Source organism: Paenibacillus sp. FSL A5-0031, from assembly GCF_001956295.1.
Taxonomy (GTDB): Bacteria; Bacillota; Bacilli; order Paenibacillales; family Paenibacillaceae; genus Pristimantibacillus.
In genome coordinates this window covers 257,448-275,213 of the sequence record NZ_MRTD01000007.1, presented here as the reverse complement: position 1 = coordinate 275,213, position 17,766 = coordinate 257,448, and the positions used below count along the sequence as shown (strand labels likewise).

The window sequence follows — 17,766 nt, the reverse complement described above, 5'->3', positions numbered from 1 at the left end:
CATTTACAAAATACGCGAACCACTCTGAAATATATTCATCCCTTCGTGGCTATTGCAGGTGTTTAGCGTTTAGCTTGATGGCATTCCCACTGTATTTCTTTCACTTTATTAGTATACTTTATCCCAACCTCATCCGTTGTTTCGTGAAAATATCCTTCAAAAAACAACTTAAGTAATGCATTCTCATTGTGTGTTTCGAGAATTGGAATTCTATTTACAAGTAATCGTTGATACTTAGTGGTCATTGAACCTAATTTTTGAAGTACTCCAACTTGATTTAAACGAGCTAGATAGTTATATACCGTAAACATATAGTTAGCTTCTTCTTTTCTATTATAAACAGTACGAAAGACTCCTATATCTTTCTGTTCTTTAAATTTTTCTTTCATGTAATCAAACCATATATTCGACTCTTTACCTTTTTTAATAAACCCATCCCACTTGGATACCACATAATCATATATCCACAGTTGCCATAGCTGCTTAGGAGTTAAAAGTAAATCCGAGTACCCAACCTCTAACATGAACACTGCTGGGAAGTTATCAGGCGTTAGATCATATTTCTTCGTCAGTCGCAAGAATAGCTCCTTTTCTTTATAAGTCATATCCGCGGTTAACTTATGACGTTCTTCGATTATTCGCTTATAGTAATCCCGTATATTTCTTGTTTTTTTTTCATTCTCAATTTGTTTCCTAAGATATTCGGATTTTTCTCTTTCCTCCTTCTCACGATCATATCTTAGCTGTTCTTGCCTGCTAGCTTCACGTTCCTCTTCTAGTTCCTTTAAGTAAGTATCATAAGCAGACAGCCATAATTGTTTCTTTCGTATCTCGAAATTTGCTAAAGCATCTTTAATTACTTTTGGATTACTAAGAGTACCGCCCCAGAGGTCACCATCGATATGAAAATGAACTATTTGTTCATTCACATCTAAGTAGATCAATCTCTGGCCATCTCGGTAAACCGCTGATTCTAGTCCTATAACTTTAAAGTCTTTTTCGGATATATTTTGAATTAACTCGCTATTAAGTATCCAAAAATCCTTCACACCAGCTTGCTCATACAGCTCGTGGCGTTCATTCCAAACTACGCCGGCTATTTTAGAACACTGGAATTCAAAAGCCCACTTTTCTCCGTCAGGATGGATTAGCATTACATCCGAACGTTGTTTTGTTTCAGGAATATAATACTCTAACGCTACTTCGCTTTCACGGTAAAGCGATTTTAACCAAGAGTAAATAGCTAGTTTACCGTTTCTGTGAGTTTCAGATTCAGGTTCTGTATACGGATTTGGATTGGTACATTTTCTATCATGATAGAAATGTGGCGCTCTCGTTCCCGCACGAAATCTAACAAGTTCATTACAGTCGGGACAAAACATATCTTTCGAGGTAGATAGCTCCCGCAAAAATTTTTCTTCATCTTCAAATGAACAATATCTTTCTCCTGCTTTACCTACAGATATAAACATACTATCACCAACAGTTATTGGATTTGAATTTAACGAAAGCATATTCTTCGTTATTACAGGGACTATTTATGATTTTCATCTGAGGCAGCATCAGTTTCATTTACGTGTAAGACGATAAGATGACCATTCAAGGTAAGCAAATGACCTTCAGCAAAATTATAATACAAATAAATATTATCATAAGAAACATAATAATAACATCTAAGGAGGAATCTATCAGATCAATAGTTGGTATAGAACTCACCAATGTTGAAGTACATAAAGGACAATGATCAAGACCATCACCCTCACAGGTATATAAAAACCTCACCCTCCGAATTCGTAAACTGGTAAACTTGGTCTTCAACAAGATGACGATAATTCATAGTTCCAAAAGAAAATGAGGACGGTGGTCTTTTTTGAGTAGTATGGATAGCTTGCGCTCAAGTGAGATCGCCAGGAGTTTGATAATTTTTGAGAGAAATGTAATCAAGACTCATTAATGGATAAAAAATTGTTTCTGCATCGTAGAACTCGTATAATAATATCCAAGTTTTAGTTTAATAGAGGGGGATTCAAATGAGTATTGAGTTAGCAAAATCAATCTTATCAGAATTGAACAAAGATTACGGAGAAATGTTATTCAGTTTGCTAGATGAAATAAAATTACGTAACCTTCCAGCGTTTCTCTTGAATCCCGATGAGGTTCATTTCTATTTGGGAAAGGAACATATAGCCCTTGAATATGTTGGGCCATACAATCGTCCAATAATTAATCCATGGGAAACTCGAATAAGGTACACTGATTTATCTGATGAGGACGACTTCCTAGAAGGTGTTGTTGGTTTCCCCACTGGAAGAAATACCTTTTCACTCCCTTTGCATCCAGTTAATGACAACACGTATTTCGCATCCCCCAATGCTACTGAAATTTTGGCTAAAAATAACTGGAATTTTACTGCCCAAGACATGATCTTCATGCTAAATAGTCCAAAATTGGAACCTACAAGCCAACATTCTCGTCTTAGAAACTGTTATTTTTACTCAGTTGTTAATGATCAATTGAAGGTACGTAATATCAAATGGATGGAGATATTCTCTTTGAACCGAATAGATATTGATGAAGAGAACGAAAAAATTGAAGTTGCCTTATTTAATGATCCAATATCTACTGCTATTCAGGACGCACATTATGTTATCCCTGAGCGACTTAGCTTTCAACATAACAAGTTATCAATAATGAACCGTTTCATCGAGCTCTATAACTCCAATGAAGTCTCAGAGGTACAGATCACTCAGTTTTTAGCTGAACCTGAACATCATTTTATCTTAAAGATGGCATTCTTTGGTGTTGGCGTCTTTGATGAAAAGGAATGCGAATGGGCCGATGCAGATAGAGCAGCAATTCGACCAGATTTTTTTGTAACTCAAGCAAATGGTTTTTCAGATATTGTTGAATTTAAACTTCCTAAGCTAAAAACAGAAGAAGCAACTGTGGGACGTGAAAATCGTGAAACTTTTTCCGCTGAAATTAACTCTTATATTTCTCAAACAAGAACTTATAGAGAATATTTTGAGGATCCGCGGAATCGTCGTAATGTCGAGGGGAAATTCGGAATTAATGTGTATTATCCAAAAAGGCACTTAGTAATAGGTCGACGGCACATGTTCTCTTCAGAAGTATGGCGAGCTATTGAAGCCGAGCACCCATCCTTATCAATTCTTACCTATGATGACATTGTGGATACAGTGATGGGGCATTTACAGGTCTAAGTTATTATTGATAGCTCCTCCCGTTTCCCACGCTGCTTCGTAATTCTGTTTGCTGCCGGAACAGGAATGAGGCCGCCGGCATATCGCGGCGGGCTTCTTCGGTGTGGTTTCCTTCGGAACGCAAAGGAGGAAATGAAACCCAATGGAATCTATCGGCTCTTAGGAGCGAAGCGAATTAGAGCCGTTAAGTCGCTTGGGCTTCCCGACTGAACGAGCTGGGGAATCATAAGGCAATTAAAAAACCAGCTGCTTGAGCTGGCTCGAGTGGTAGTTTGAGGATTCGAAATGATTGATTAGCTCGCTCTCTGCTGTGCTTCTTGCAGGTCACATTTACGATAGATCGCCAGCTTATACATACCGATACGACTAAAGGATTGCTGAAGAATGTCATTTTTCTCGAAATGGAGAAATTTGAAAAGGTTGACTTCTATAGAAATATTCCAAACAACTTACGATAACTAAAACCGTAGTAATTGGACCGCCAACTTCTGATGTCCTTTAGGACAAAGAATGAAACCCGTGATTCCGTCAACATTTCATCAAGGGTTACGGGCATCTTGAAGAATTACCTCAATGCAATTAAACTAATCTTCACAAGCATTACATAATGATCCTCTAAATTCACCGCGGCCTTTGTACTCACCACAACCTGAGCATAACTCAAGCTCTTCTCCTTGGTAGTCCATATCTGATTCATCTAGATCGCCGGTTTGGTCATAATAAACTACATTTTTAATATCGAATCCACCTAAAGTAAGTTTAACCGTATTCTTCTTTATATTGTCTTCTTTCTTCTCCAAATCAATTTCAAATTGAGCGTTTATATAGCCATTAATGGTTATCATCACTTGCTCATCGCGATCGCCATATTGACTTATAGTCGCTTCAACAACGATGGTAAAAGTGCCTTCCATGGAGACAAAAGTACCGTCCAGTTCAACGTTATCTATTTCTAGTTTGGAAGCATTAAAATTAAAAATTTCAACATCAGTAAGTGGGTTGGAAACATAATCCTGCAGATCCCCATTGTGAATGAGATAGCTTGTTAATTGCAGATTCCCGTCCAATACTTCCTCCCACCCTTTATATTCAACTATATCGTCAAGAACGCTGGTTGCATTTAATTCAAGAAAAGATAGCGTGTTTTCCTTATTTATAATCTTGGCAACATGGCCTACAAACTCAGGCAAACCCATCATGGTGAAATTTTGATCGCTATAATCACTGAATTCATCAAGTAGTTCTTTTCTTGGAGAAACGATATTCCCATCCTTATCCAACACCCACCAGTCTTCTTTATTATCGTTGGTAATGAAGATGATAGGACGTCCGTTCTCTTCTGCATGTAACAGTAGTTGCTTCCATACAAATAAATCCCCAAATTTCTGAGTCTTCTTTATTGGGTCTTTCTTATCTTTTTCCTTCTCATCCTCATAGCCGGGTGGTATCTTACGAGAATACCGAGAGTCCCCTTCCGTAATTAGGACAATCTTTTCAGAATATGTAAAAGGGGAACCGACTTTACCATCTGCTTCGAGTTGATCCATAAACGTTTTTACATAATCGTCTTCTAACATACGTTTGTTCCTAGAAATTTCATCTATAATATCATCTCCGAATCTAGCTGCTTCAGCCTCGATTTCAGATATTTTTGTATTTATATAATCGCCCAATTCGTTGATTTTTGGAAACTTGAATCCTTTGTAGCGGAGAAACTGCTTGTTTACATCATTTTTTGCCTTTTGTACGGTAGTTTGAACCTTTTCCGTTACATCATCATATTTTTTCTTCGCACCTGAAATAACACCACGATAATTATTTTGGTATTCCTCTGCAACTTGATGTGGAATCCAAATTTGATTTGATATTAAACCGAAAATCTCAAGTACATGCTCAGTTGTAAGGGATGAATTTCTATAAAGATCTAAAATAGCATTTGTATCTGGAATAACTACTGGTACTTCGTCCCACAAATCAGAAAACTCGTCGAAAGGTATTAAATTGTTCACAACAAAACCACCTTTTTAAAAAATGAGTCGTGCTTTGAATTTAATAAATAGTTCGTTTATAACCTTTGATAAAGAGGAGCTTCGCTACAGCTCCTCTTTTTTCAACTGGTACTCTATATAACAAAATTATTTAATCAAATGTTTCAATCTCGCAAATTCTTCCGACATTTCATTAATGCTGGAAAAACGCAGATTAATAACCGGATCCATTCCTATTTCTAAATATTCTTGAATCTTCTGATTACGATTATATAGTCCGCCTTTTGTATTGCCGGTTAGCACATAATTAATAACCTGCGTTAATGCATAAACCTCATGTCGCACTTCGTATTTATCAAAACCAACTTTTATCAAGTTGGGATCGTTTAGTGAACCTTTGATACTACTGTCTGGATCGGTCAATGTACTATCTAGTCTCTTCACTAATCCAAAATCGGAAACTTTCGCGATAGTTGTTCCATCATCATGATTTTTTATTAATACATTCGCTGTACTGATATCTCGATGTAATAGCCCTTTAGAATGTATGTAAATAAATGCTTTAAAAAGTTGGTTAATGATTGAAATACGAGTAGATATTGATATCTTCGTGTTATTTTTCACTATATATTTGTGTAGCGTTGACTCCACATACTCCATTGTATACTCTACCTTTTCTTCATTGTAGCTATAAACTTTTACAATGTAGGGGGAATCTAATTTTTGAAGTTCGATGAACTCATACTTGAAACGGATTAGTTCTTTCTCTGACATTTCATCCTTTTTGGCACGTTTTAGCGCAATAGTCTGATTATAAAAAGGATCTTCATAGTAATGAACGTCTGCGTATGAACCCCCGCCTTTATAGACAAGCTTCATTTTTTCGTTTTTGTTATAACGATTCAATTCCATTACATTTGTTCTTTGTAGCTGATAATTAACTATCGAGTAACCATCGTTCTCTAAATATTGGGTTAGCTCAGGGTGTTTACTTTCGAAAGTGGGTTGCTCATCCAGGGCCCCAAAAAAATTTTCTGCTTGCTTAAGTATTTTCAATTCCAAATTAATAGATGCTGTCACTATCTCCTCTATAATAGAGTCATTGGTGTACGGTTCTAAAAGATATTTCAATAAGGAGTTTATACGTATCTGAAGCGATGTACCTTCTATATGGTCGTCGACTTGGTACTGTAGTGCAAATCGCTCCAATTCCTTATGCGTACCAAATTTTAATAAGTCAATGGATCCTATAATTGTTCTTCTTGTGAACACGATATCTCCCCTTCTTATGAATCTTCCGTTCGGCCTCCAACTTAAATATCTTATCAAACCATTGGTGGATAAGCTATTAGTAAAAGGCTAATCGAATTCGAAAAACATGCATAAAAAGAGACTTACACATCATAAATCTCTCCTCGTATTGAGTGACGTCGCGCCTTACTTCGCCTCTATACTATATTTATACTAAATTGATATACTCTTAGAGCAAAATAAGTAGGACGCATGGGTGATCTGATGTGCACCCCTTATAGTGGACATTGGAAAAACACCTTAGTGTTTAGCCGATGAAATCTATAGGGGGTGCTTTTCGTTATGACAAAGAAGGGGCAGAAGTTGGTCACGTATAGCATCGAAACAAAGAAGAAAGTAGTAGAAATTCTGGAGATTGCTGATGTGAGACGGTTGAAGGTATGGATGCGGCGTTACAATCAGATAGGCGACTTCGGCTTACAGACACTAGAACCGAATGCCTTAATGGAGAGCTTCTTCTTCCATCTAAAGACGGAAGCACTCTAACCTTCTGATATCCGATCGATCGAGGAAGCACAAAGCAGAATTGAGGATTACATCCACTTTTACAACCATTGTCGACTACAGAGAAAACTAAAAAAGCTGACCCCGGTAATGTACCGAAGCCAGCTCACAAGATAAGGTTTTATTTCATTGTCCGCTAAATGGGGGTTTGACCATATATTGATGGGTCCTTTCTCGTCTCAAATTTCTTTTAATCCCATTGCGTATTTATAATCTATTGGCATCTCGTTCTCAGTCTCAATCCATGCTCGTTCATCGCGTGAGCATTCGCTTAATCTCCATGATTCAAGCGCCCCAAACATTTGTTTAATTTTTTCTAATGTAGTGATTTCTGTATCATCCAAAACAGTTGAATCAAATTCTTGAATTGATCTTATCTCTATATGCACCCAACCCTCATCTTTTTCATACTCTTCTACTTTTATAATGTCCATATGTTGAAGATGAGCTAAAAGAATGTCATGATCTTTTGGCGCCGGTCCATATTTCAATCTATGATACACAATGCCACTAATCGAAACCGTTTGATTTCTAAAGTGATAAAAATCAGAAAACCAAAGTAACTTCATCAACTTCGATCTATCCACGCCATTTCTAGCGAAGTACAAAATCATATTCACCAATTTATCAAAATCGAATTCTATATACCCAGACAATGAGGTGTGGGCATAAGCTTTATATAGATTCTCAATAATCTCTTCATCTAAAATTATTAATTCTTTACTTGATCTTTCATCAAATTGATTTCCATTAAACCATGGATTTAAAATATGTTTTACTTTGATTAATTCCCTTTTTGATAAAGAGGTGTGATTTAAATTATAATAATCAACTATCTTGGCCGGATTCCCAAGTAACTCACGATAAATGTTCAATATGCTTGGGTTCATTGACGCTCCAGATTCAGACTCATAACGTCCCACACTGGCTGATCCAATACCTAGTATTTTAGCAAAAGGTCTTTTCCCTAATCCAGGATATTGTCCTCGTATACCGCGGATCTCACTAACAGTTAAACCACCAAAAAGTTCTTTATAAGTCGAATGAATATTTTGCATTGCATTATTAAGTAACTCTTCATCGTATACTTCAAAACCACACTCCCCACAAGTGGCCTTGACTATTTCAACTTCAAAAGAATGACCGTGTAATATAAACAGCTCTTTTGTGGTTTTAAGGATACTTTTCTGATCGCAAGCACATTCATCGCAATACCGCATTAAATTCACTCCTTCAATTAAAATTTTTATGTAAGTTATGTATAGTGCATGAGAGGAGTCAATACGTCGTCGACTCCTCCTATGTACTCAATAATCAAATTCGCACTTATGTATCTGGATGAAATGACAGACATACACACATTTCACCTTGATGTGTAGCCTTTATCTTCAACTTAATGTAGGCTACAGAAGCATTAGGCATTTTTCTTTTAAAAAAGTATACAAGTTCTCCTGACCCATCTCGATCAAACTCCGGATCCTTAATAGAATCGCTCGTCTTCAATTCCAACACAGATGTCCAAATTTCATTTGAGTTAATAAAGCCGAGTACAAGCAAACCTTTCTTTACATTTATATCCTTCCGATAAACTAAACGTTTATGGCCAGTACTAACCAGTATTTTCATTCGCCTTAAAAACGATTCGACAGTTAATCGCCTGTCTTTATGCATCGTTTCACCTCCCCTCAATTTAATGATACCACTTATTTCGATAAAATGGTATCAATTTGAAGTTTGATGTTAATTTCTTAAAGATTTCCATTGGAAACTATCGAACAACAAGTAGCATTGATACCAGACTATATAGATTCTACTTAAACCATCAGATAATGCTAAACTTCTTTTAAACCAGTTGCTCCATCTGATTCAATGCAAAAATAGATTTAAACATTGACAAAAAAAAGAATATCTACGAGTGTACATAAACAACGATAAAGTAAAAAAATTACAAATAATTATTTATCTTTAGTCAATGTTTATGGTTCGATCTCGTATGACTATGCATTTTCAGGCCATTGGCTTAGACACTATTAAGAAATTATCCGTGAAGCCACTCAACAATTCATACCGAAGATGCGCCGGAAGTGCGAAAAAGACTCGGGCTTTAACGCCGAGTTTTACTAGCGGTCAAAATGTCTGCTATAACGAATGTCACAAATCAGGTGTATACCGGGGTTCTTCAGCTATTTAGCAAGCATTGGACCACTCCTCCGTCCGTAGAGTTAACATCCGCTTGTCCAACAATTCATCTGCAGATGAATATCTGATAGCATTATTCGACCAAGATCGTGAAAATCATACGGTCTTAGAACTGGAAACGGACGTAATCAAACTCCGCCACAGGAATTCTGACATTATCAGAGATGTATCCAAGACTGATGCTGGTCAACCAACGGGTCAATTAGAATAGGAGGACACTTTAAATGAAAAATTTAGACGAAAGGGTCTTTGGGAATCGAGTCGAATGATGCTATCGGAACATATGGCTGCCATTAACAAACAGCTATCTAATCTAAGCAGACTAGAAAGACATTATCTCGATGAGTATAAGATAGAGCTCATGAACAGAACATTGCTTCATTATTCAAAATATCGGGATAGCGTAAATAGTACTTAGATTTAACCACTAGTTAGAAGAATTAAATGTAATTGGAGTTGTGCACCGTGTTGATGTGCATCATTTTTTTGTAGGTGGGGAATAGTTTTTAATAACGGACACAGAGGTTTTTTAAAATACTTGATGTAATGAGAATCATAATATATAATTTCTGGAATCATCGGTGTAACATGGCGAGGCACGCTTGTTGCTCTCTTTTGTTGATTCAATTAAAGGGCTAACTTTAATAGGCACCGCATGTATCAGTATCCCTCCCTTATAATCTTCTACATAAACGCACATGGCATAATGCAAGCAAATCACTTATGTTATAACTGATTTTATGTTTCTTTTTTTGCACTTTTATAGTTTATTAATCAATTGTTTTTATAACTATAAGGAGTATAGTAATTCACTTTTTTTTTTGGGGGAAAATTTATAATCAAAAATTAATTGAATACTTATTGAAGTATATTCCGCTTGTATAATCTGCTGAAGTTCTAAACGTTCATCTTCAAAATATGGCTTTTTCTCAGGCATCGTCACGATTATTTGTACAGGTGATTGTGCTTTACCTTGATTTATTCTGAAGGAAATTCTCTCTTCTAATAACCCTTCTCTTGTTAGAAAATTGTTTATTAGAGGTAAAAACTTCTTTTCAATTTCTTTGACTAACTGATCTGTTTTAATCTCCTCGAACTTCTGAATAATGGTCAAAAAGATAGCAGGTGAAAAGAAAACGATTGCCATAAAATTGAAATATACACTTAAATTAAATTCTAAAATTAAATAATAATTAGTAATTGTAAGAAAAAGAGGGGCACCAGCAATCCTATAACCAAAAAAAAGAAATTCAGAAAAATCATAATCCTTCATTTTTTTTTGAATTATAATATATCCAATCATGGAAATCGAAATAAACATAAATATTAACGTAAAATAAATTAGCAAACTAGGCCCCTCCTTTCTTATCTTATGATAATTTTCTCTGTCGTTACTTCCTGAATAACCGTACCTCGTTCTTGAATTACTAGCTCAATGTCCTCTAAGCTATCAGGCTTCCAATAATCTTTTAAGAAGTCTTTTAATTCAGAGACAATAAAATTTCCTTTGTAAGATTTGGAATCATCATCAAATACAATATTAATTTCCTCTGAAATGAACTCTTCATGAAACTCTGCTTTTACAAAAGCAGAGAACTCTTTAGATCTAATTTCATTCTTTGACTCAAGATCGATAACGATAAATTCAAATGGATAATTTTCCTCTTCCTTAATTATAATGTCTTGTGTGAAATTTTGAAATGAGATAAAAAATTCTATCCCTTTATAGACATCAACCTTAAGATTATTCTTTCGAACAAAAATATGCTTTGCATTTTGTATATTTGCTTTAGTTAGTTTTCTAAGTACGCCTCCTCCTCTGCCTGCATGTTTATGCATCATAATTTGATCATAAGGCTGTGTTATTTTAAGAAGTTCTAAAAACTCCTTAAGATTATTATGATCTCCTTCACCTTCGAAAATTGTTTTTATTGCATTCTCATCTACTGTCAGTTCAAATGGTGTTGCTCTTCCAAAAATATTTGTAATATTAATACTAATGACTCTTTGCTTATCAATGTAGAGAATGTCTTCACCAAAAACTTTATCATTATTATCAAACTTCACTTCTGATACTGCTCTTGGAATCCCTAAATTTTCATATACTAAATCATTGTTATCGGAAATTAGTAACTTATACATATGTGGGTAAAACTCAAAACTAATTATTGGATCTCTATCCGTTACTTTATAAATATTTATGATCTTTTTTTCTTCAACATTACCAAGACTATCTTTTGAGAATAAAACCATTTCATTTATTCCAGTTAGCAATTTTAAGGGAATACTTTCTCCAGGAGAAATTAGCTTGAAACTGTTTCCATTGATTGAATAAAAGGTACCATTTATTGAATATGACCCTTTTTCAACACCTTCCGATGTTAATACTACATTTTCAGAAACAACTATACTATTTGGATATTTTTCCGGGACAATTACATCATCAGCTGTGATATTAAACACAGTCTTAGGTAAAATTATTTCATCTTTTTCTTCAAGATCAATGATATTCGGTACCAATAGTACATCGTCTTTCCCTGTCTCACTAAGAATTATTTGACTGTCAATAAAATCATTTACGATTTTCAATTCTGCATTAATATTAGGGTTGATATTAAAAGTATCAAATGTAGTAATTTTCTTTACATTGCCATTTTCGTATTTCTCAATTGAAACTGAAGTTGGGCCACTGTCGTAAGCCTCAATTATTACTTTTCGATTAGGATTATTAGATGTGAGTATTTCTTCATTTACAAAAATATAAGTTGTATTTTCAATAGTTGATACTTCATATTTCTCAGAGAATAATTCCTCGATATCTTCATCATCTAAGATCTCAATGCTTCCGTAAATGATATTTCCGTTTTCGTCCGATAGAGAAACTGTCACTGGACAAGCAACTTTGATAACATTTCCGGAAAAAGAAGCATCTTTGACTTCTTCGTAATCAGATTTAATTACCGAACTATCGCTTATTGGATCAGATACTGTATTTAAAATATTTTCAACAAGATCTAATACGTTCCAATTTTTTGCTAGTCCATTATGGTTTTCACAAATAAAGTACTTTATTGAATTGTCCGACATAGCACTAATAATCGGTACTGTGCCGTCACCGTTATCGAAATGGTTCTCTGGCTCGTTATAAGAGTTTTCTTTTACGGTATAGATAGTTTTTTTTCCATACCCAATTACTTCGTGATGATCGATTGTAAACTCCTTTAGCAGTAATTCTTCAAATTCTAGAATTATTTTTGAATACGCTGTATCGGAAAAGTTTCTCTTTATCAAAGGTACGTAATATTCATCCTGTATTTGATCCCAGGACTCGATTGGGGTGCCCTCGAACTCTAAAAAGTGCATTTTACCATATTTTTGTGCTAACTGAGTATATTTTTCCCGAGGTAGCAATTGATATAAACTTGCAAACCCAGGAGCAATTTTTTTTGAGGTTAAGGCCGTCATAATCATAGGGAACCATTCTGGTATATTCACCCCATATTTTATCGCTTTATATGCGTAAGGTGCACCGTTCCAAGGAGTTCCAAGTGTAATTACCTTTTTTATGCGGCTGACTAAGTCTGGCTCATCTTCAAAGTAATTAACAAACAACTTTGCAATTATCCCGCCCATGCTATGCGCAACAATAGCAAAATCTCCATCAAAAGTATTAACTTTTGCTTTTAGTAGTTCAAGTTGATCGAGATTATTTTTTCTCCAATCATAAGGAAAAACATAAACATTAAAATTTTTTTCAGACAAATATTTTTCCATTCTTTTATAATAGAGCCTAAGACATTCGTACGGATCCAAATCAAGATTGCTCTCATAAATTAATTCTCTGTGTGCATTGTGAATTGAAGCTAGAGGCCAAACTGTACGTTTGTCTTTACGGAGTCTCGTCCCCATTATTCCCGGAATCATGACTATGTTCTTAATTTCCACACACTTTCCCTCGATTCTAGGTATATTGTCTTAATTGTAGAATTATTATACTATACTTTGTTAAGGAATTTACTAGCTATTAAAACCTATAATAAGACATTATTCGACAAAATATAGTGTTTTCTTCTTAACAAAAGCGTCCGATAGGATCAAGTGAAAAGCAAACGTAATCGCTTTATAAAATGATTAAAGATTATAAAGCTTGTAAAGGTTGATAAACATTAGTTTAGGTAAGGGTATTCATACGATGGACTAAAATTTAAAATTCAATAGAACAGACAGTACAGTCCAGAATAATGACACCATACTCATAAGTAAACCCCAGAAAAGTATCAACATAAACATATCAACATTGATACAACCCAACAAATTTCAACATTTCTTATAATTTAGTCTTGATAACGCCGCTCCGGCATCATTCTCGCCGCTTGCCCGATCGCCAAGTCATTTGGAGTAACGACTGCTGAGCGGCTGGGCGACTCGCTGGCGAAATGCCCGGATTTAATTATCATCAAACCGCGCATGCAGCTGTATATCGATGTTTCTATGATGATTACGAGCATTTATCAATCCTACACAGACCTCGTTGAGCCCTACTCAATTGATGAGCAATTTCTCGATGTAACGGGCTCGCTGCATTTGTACGGCTCACCGGATGAGCTGGCTCATCATATCCAAACCCGCATCCAAGAAGAGCTTGGAGTGTACACCCGCTTCGGTATTGCGGAGAATAAAATTTTGGCTAAGACGGCCTGTGACAACTATGCGAAAAAAAACGATGCAGGCATTTACACCCTCTCCAGAGACAATCTTGAGGATACGCTCTGGACCTTGCCCGTCTCCAAGATGTTCATGGTCGGCAGCCGGATGACGAGGCACTTCCAATCGATGGGACTGGAGACGATCGGCCAATTAGCGGCAACGCCGCTTGAGAAGCTGAAGCTGATGATGCGCCGTAAATTCGGCAAAAACTCCGATATCAACGCGGAGCTGTATTGGAACATCGCAAACGGAATCGACAAAAGTCCCGTTACGCCGGGCACACATCAGGTTGCGCCCAAGGCCATCGGGCATATGATGACGCTCCCGCGTGACTATGGGAAGCTGGAGGAGATCAAAGTTGTATTGCTTGAGCTGACCGAGCTCGTTTGCCAGCGCTGCCGAGGCAAAGGATATATGGGGCATGTCGTTTCCGTCGGATTAATGGGTGCCGATTATGATCGGCCTACGGGCTTTAGCCGTCAGATGAAGATGGACGATCCGACAAACGTCACGAATCAGGTTTATCGGGCCGCGGTAGAGCTGATGATGCGGCATTGGGACGGTTATCCCGTAAGGAAGGTTGGCGTCAGCCTATCGCAATTTTCGCAGGATGACGAATACCAGCTTTCTCTGTTTGATCCGAACCGCGAGAAGACGATGGCGCTTGAGCGGGCGACGGACGCCTTGAAGAGGAAATATGGGGATGCCACTATTTTGAGAGCGGTGTCCATTACGGACGCGGGACAAGCGCAGCACCGCTCTGAGAAGATCGGAGGACATTACAAATGAGAAAAAAACTTGAAGGCAACGGACTTTGGGAGTCAAGCCGCATGATGCTGCCCGAGCACAAAGTCGCAATCAATGAGCAGGAGAAGGCATTGCGGCTGCGTGAACGGGTGGAGCTGGATGAACAGGAATGGGAACATGTAGCCCGCTCCGTGACAGAATCGCTGCAGCAGCGGCAGCCCATCACGCTCCGTTTGTTTCATCCGCATGAGGAACTGACCGTCAGCGGAATCGTCGACCGCGTAGATCAGCTGAAAGGCCGCTTCATGGTCGATGGCGAGTGGTTCTCTATCCACGATGTTGAAGGCGCTGCTGCCTGGGAATAAGGAGTGCTCTGTTCCATTAGCTTCGCTCAAAGCAGCCCAAAGTAGAACTTATCCTTGAACAGGAACTGCTCAACTGGCAGAATGGCCAACGAAGCAGTTCCTGTTTTCTTTTGATATTATTTTGTATCGCTTCTGGCTTTTTCCCTCGATCTCGTCCAGCTCCGCCAACAAGTGTCGAAGTCCAGGACTTCACTTATTGCCACGCTGCACCGCAAGAACAGCCAGTTCAATCTTGTTAAGCATGAGCCCATATTCATTCGTAATTTCAAAAGAATGCGGCATTGGCAGCTTTTGAAAATAAGGTGAAATATCGGCAACGGACGTAAACCAATCCCCAGGCTCCGGCATTTCAAGGGGTTGATCGTTCCACGCTGCACTAAGCTCTGGGCTGTAAAGCGGCTCAGCACCAGGCTTTAACCGTGCACCCAGCAGACGCTCCTTATAAATTGGCTGTGGAGGCTGCTGACGTACACGCGTAAACATATGCGGCGCGTAGTCGGCACGCGAGCCTGTATGCTTAACCGCAGCAGCGAAGGATCTAGCTCCTTCATAGACGCGCGGTACACCGAATAACATCGCATAAAGACGCTTGCCGAATTCAATTCTCTCTTCTATATTTTCAAACCGCTCCAAAATAAGACCAGAGAGCCGCAGCGCAAATGCTCCTTCCCCTTTTCCCGGGCCATTGCCATAAGGGAAAATAACCCCGTTCAGCTGAAGCAGCGATTGCAGACCAAAAAATAACGTATGCAGCACCTTCTCTCGAAAAAAGGGATGCTGTACAACACGCTGCTCGATATAATGCTGCTCATTAACGATTAATGCGATCGTCAGCGGCACCGCGTCGCGATCTCGCCAGTACTGCTTCCAGACCGGCGCCATAAACGAGGATACGCCAAAAGCAGGCAGCAGATGGAACAAGCTCCTCCCTTCGCGCCTGCTCCGTTCATACAAGAGCAGCTGTGGATAAGCATCTTGAAATATCAATGCATTCGCCTGCTCCAAAAAACGAAACACAGCTAACCGCTGTTCCGAGTTCAGCAGCCATGGAAGCCACTCGCCTTGCAAGTCAGTCATATTCCAACCGCCATTCCGGGACACCATATGCGCAAGCAGCGCCCAGTGCAGCTCCGGAGTGCGGAAATACAAAATACGATAAGCTTCCGTTCTCGTCACGTTATTCCGATTGGCAGCAGCAGTCTCAGCGCGAATTCGTTCGATTAGCGCAAGCTCCTCTTCATTCCAGCTTGTCACTGCTGAAGCATCAGTAGATTCAAAATGCTTCGACCATGCATACTTCAATTTTGCAACGGAAGAAGCTGAAAGCTGCAGCGGTGTTGCTTCCGCAATCATCGCATCCGATGCGCTCATTGCCCCCCACTTGCCTACTGCATAGTCAAACGCAGCGCTGGGGAGCGCGAGCAGCTGCCCTAGCCAGTAACCGAATGTCCGGCGATAAGACCGTCCCTCATGCTTTTTGTCCATTGTCAGTGCTCCTCCTATCGCGTCGTTGACTATACAAGCTTGCTGCCTAGTTTAAACCCTATAGTATCCAGTATCAGCCACGGAGCAGTTCGTCATACCGTGTATGCAACATATGCGATTCGAGCGCTCACGATGTATAATAAAAGCATTAGAAAGGAGATGACAGCCATGTGCGGAAGGTATACACTCACGGTTACGTTGGAAGAGCTGATGGTTAGATATATGATCGAAGAAACGATGGTACCTTTTCACCGTCCGAAATATAATATAGCTCCGAGCCAGCAGGTGCTGACCATTATAAATGATGGCCAAAATAATCGGCTAGGCGAGCTGAAGTGGGGACTTGTGCCGCCATGGGCGGATGATCCAAAAATTGGTTTCCAGATGCTGAATGCTCGATCAGAGACAGCAGCGAGCAAACCAGCCTTTCAGGCCCCGCTGCAGCGCAAGCGCTGCCTCATCCCTGCCGATGGTTTCTATGAATGGAAAACGACAGCACAAGGCAAGCAGCCGATGCGCTTCGTGCTTAAAAACCGCTCCTTATTCAGCATGGCCGGTCTGTACGAGACCTGGATATCTCCTGAAGGGACCAAAATAAATAGCTGTACGATTCTAACAACTACGCCAAACGAGCTCGTTTCCGAGGTTCATGATCGCATGCCGGTCATTTTGCGGCCCGAGGCAGAGCAGCTGTGGCTGAACCGCGCGGTAACGGACGTTAAGATGATCACTCCACTCCTTAAGCCGTACTCATCGCATGAGCTTGAAGCTTACCCTGTCTCCCTTGCAGTCGGAAGCGTCCGAAACGACGACTCTTCTTTAATCGAGCGCATTGAAGTGGACGAGCAGCTCGAGCTATGGTAGCAGCAAACCAAGCGGAACGATGTTCCCATTGCCAAATAAAAAAAAATCGCTGACCAAAGCGGTCAGCGAAACATCCCCCACAGTTTCAGCAAATGAAACGTGTTGTTCGGGTCAATCTTTTGCGCCATAATGAAAGCAACAATCTGGTCTTCCTGTGTATCCGTAAGCTGCTCCTGCAAAATAACGGACGCCGCTTTCACAAGCCGTCTAACCTTTGGCCGATCTTGCAAATCGTATTTGGTCACATTTCCTAGCAGGTCCCTAATCCGTTCCTTCACAGCAGGGTTTTTCATTTTGTATTTAACACGCTCGACCAGCTGAGGCTTAATCCCATAGTTTTGGTAACTCACTTCGTTGACACCTCCATCAGGC

The 17,766-nt window shown here is 38.8% G+C and carries 14 protein-coding genes and 1 pseudogene; 6 read left to right on the top strand and 9 right to left on the bottom strand.

The features are described 5' to 3' along the window. Nucleotides 1-62: 62 nt before the first annotated feature. Entirely contained in the window at nt 63-1,472 is a 1,410-nt protein-coding gene (locus BK120_RS14925; RefSeq protein WP_076268290.1) for a competence protein CoiA, read from the bottom strand. 558 nt (nt 1,473-2,030) lie between these two features. On the opposite strand from BK120_RS14925, the gene BK120_RS14920 reads away from it, so the two are divergent. Continuing rightward, nucleotides 2,031-3,224: a Shedu anti-phage system protein SduA domain-containing protein gene (locus tag BK120_RS14920; RefSeq protein ID WP_076268289.1), complete on the top strand. Its 1,194-nt coding sequence runs from the start codon at nt 2,031-2,033 to the stop codon at nt 3,222-3,224. A gap of 584 nt (nt 3,225-3,808) precedes the next feature. On the opposite strand, the gene BK120_RS14915 is transcribed toward BK120_RS14920, so the two are convergent. Continuing rightward, nucleotides 3,809-5,233, bottom strand: a complete 1,425-nt coding sequence (locus tag BK120_RS14915) for a PIN-like domain-containing protein (RefSeq protein WP_076268288.1) — start codon at nt 5,231-5,233, stop codon at nt 3,809-3,811. Between the two features lie 126 nt (nt 5,234-5,359). Continuing rightward, complete coding sequence (locus BK120_RS14910; protein ID WP_144376761.1) at nt 5,360-6,292, bottom strand: protein kinase domain-containing protein; 933 nt, start codon at nt 6,290-6,292, stop codon at nt 5,360-5,362. Nucleotides 6,293-6,805: 513 nt separating this feature from the next. On the opposite strand from BK120_RS14910, the gene BK120_RS34905 reads away from it, so the two are divergent. Both BK120_RS34905 and BK120_RS36405 read left to right on the top strand, forming a co-directional pair. After that, on the top strand, nt 6,806-7,009 hold the full coding sequence (locus BK120_RS34905) for a helix-turn-helix domain-containing protein (protein ID WP_144376760.1): 204 nt from the start codon (nt 6,806-6,808) through the stop codon (nt 7,007-7,009). 9 nt (nt 7,010-7,018) lie between these two features. Beyond that, nucleotides 7,019-7,144, top strand: coding sequence for an IS3 family transposase (locus BK120_RS36405; RefSeq protein WP_144376769.1), 126 nt, complete (start codon nt 7,019-7,021; stop codon nt 7,142-7,144). A 62-nt stretch (nt 7,145-7,206) separates the two neighbouring features. Here the strand turns inward: BK120_RS36405 and BK120_RS14900 are convergent, their stop codons facing one another. The 4 genes from BK120_RS14900 to BK120_RS14885 all read right to left on the bottom strand — a co-directional run bounded on the left by BK120_RS14900 (nt 7,207) and on the right by BK120_RS14885 (nt 13,171). After that, entirely contained in the window at nt 7,207-8,247 is a 1,041-nt protein-coding gene (locus tag BK120_RS14900; RefSeq protein ID WP_076268286.1) for a type II toxin-antitoxin system antitoxin SocA domain-containing protein, read from the bottom strand. Between the two features lie 106 nt (nt 8,248-8,353). Then, nucleotides 8,354-8,698, bottom strand: coding sequence for a hypothetical protein (locus tag BK120_RS14895; protein ID WP_076268285.1), 345 nt, complete (start codon nt 8,696-8,698; stop codon nt 8,354-8,356). 1,318 nt (nt 8,699-10,016) lie between these two features. Then, a complete protein-coding gene (locus BK120_RS14890) occupies nt 10,017-10,574 on the bottom strand; it encodes a hypothetical protein (RefSeq protein ID WP_076268284.1) in 558 nt (185 codons plus the stop codon). Nucleotides 10,575-10,591: 17 nt separating this feature from the next. Next, the gene (locus tag BK120_RS14885; protein ID WP_076268283.1) at nt 10,592-13,171 is read right to left on the bottom strand and encodes a lipase/acyltransferase domain-containing protein; all 2,580 of its coding nucleotides are present in this window, start codon (nt 13,169-13,171) and stop codon (nt 10,592-10,594) included. Nucleotides 13,172-13,573: 402 nt separating this feature from the next. Between BK120_RS14885 and BK120_RS14880 the strand changes: the two are divergent. Both BK120_RS14880 and BK120_RS14875 read left to right on the top strand, forming a co-directional pair. Beyond that, nucleotides 13,574-14,722 (top strand): annotated as a pseudogene (locus BK120_RS14880) (DNA polymerase IV); the annotation flags it as partial. After that, nucleotides 14,719-15,045 (top strand): YolD-like family protein, encoded by a 327-nt coding sequence (locus BK120_RS14875; protein WP_076268282.1) that lies wholly within the window; start codon nt 14,719-14,721, stop codon nt 15,043-15,045. The pseudogene BK120_RS14880 and the gene BK120_RS14875, both read left to right, overlap by 4 nt. A 189-nt stretch (nt 15,046-15,234) precedes the next feature. Here BK120_RS14875 and BK120_RS14870 read toward each other — a convergent pair whose 3' ends face one another. Then, the gene (locus BK120_RS14870) at nt 15,235-16,530 is read right to left on the bottom strand and encodes a DUF2515 domain-containing protein (protein ID WP_076268281.1); all 1,296 of its coding nucleotides are present in this window, start codon (nt 16,528-16,530) and stop codon (nt 15,235-15,237) included. 168 nt (nt 16,531-16,698) lie between these two features. On the opposite strand from BK120_RS14870, the gene BK120_RS14865 reads away from it, so the two are divergent. Beyond that, nucleotides 16,699-17,394 carry an SOS response-associated peptidase gene (locus BK120_RS14865; RefSeq protein WP_076268280.1) on the top strand — a complete coding sequence of 232 codons (696 nt, stop codon included), beginning with the start codon at nt 16,699-16,701 and terminating at the stop codon, nt 17,392-17,394. 62 nt (nt 17,395-17,456) lie between these two features. On the opposite strand, the gene BK120_RS14860 is transcribed toward BK120_RS14865, so the two are convergent. Then, entirely contained in the window at nt 17,457-17,744 is a 288-nt protein-coding gene (locus tag BK120_RS14860; protein WP_076268279.1) for a stage VI sporulation protein F, read from the bottom strand. Between the last annotated feature and the right edge of the window lie 22 nt (nt 17,745-17,766).

Bases quoted from the DNA above. Each gene is read 5' to 3' on its own strand.
- BK120_RS14925 (WP_076268290.1), bottom strand. From the start codon at position 1,472: ATGTTTATATCTGTAGGTAAAGCAGGAGAAAGATATTGTTCATTTGAA.
- BK120_RS14920 (WP_076268289.1), top strand. From the start codon at position 2,031: ATGAGTATTGAGTTAGCAAAATCAATCTTATCAGAATTGAACAAAGAT.
- BK120_RS34905 (WP_144376760.1), top strand. From the start codon at position 6,806: ATGACAAAGAAGGGGCAGAAGTTGGTCACGTATAGCATCGAAACAAAG.
- BK120_RS14900 (WP_076268286.1), bottom strand. From the start codon at position 8,247: ATGCGGTATTGCGATGAATGTGCTTGCGATCAGAAAAGTATCCTTAAA.
- BK120_RS14895 (WP_076268285.1), bottom strand. From the start codon at position 8,698: ATGCATAAAGACAGGCGATTAACTGTCGAATCGTTTTTAAGGCGAATG.
- BK120_RS14875 (WP_076268282.1), top strand. From the start codon at position 14,719: ATGAGAAAAAAACTTGAAGGCAACGGACTTTGGGAGTCAAGCCGCATG.
- BK120_RS14870 (WP_076268281.1), bottom strand. From the start codon at position 16,530: ATGGACAAAAAGCATGAGGGACGGTCTTATCGCCGGACATTCGGTTAC.
- BK120_RS14865 (WP_076268280.1), top strand. From the start codon at position 16,699: ATGTGCGGAAGGTATACACTCACGGTTACGTTGGAAGAGCTGATGGTT.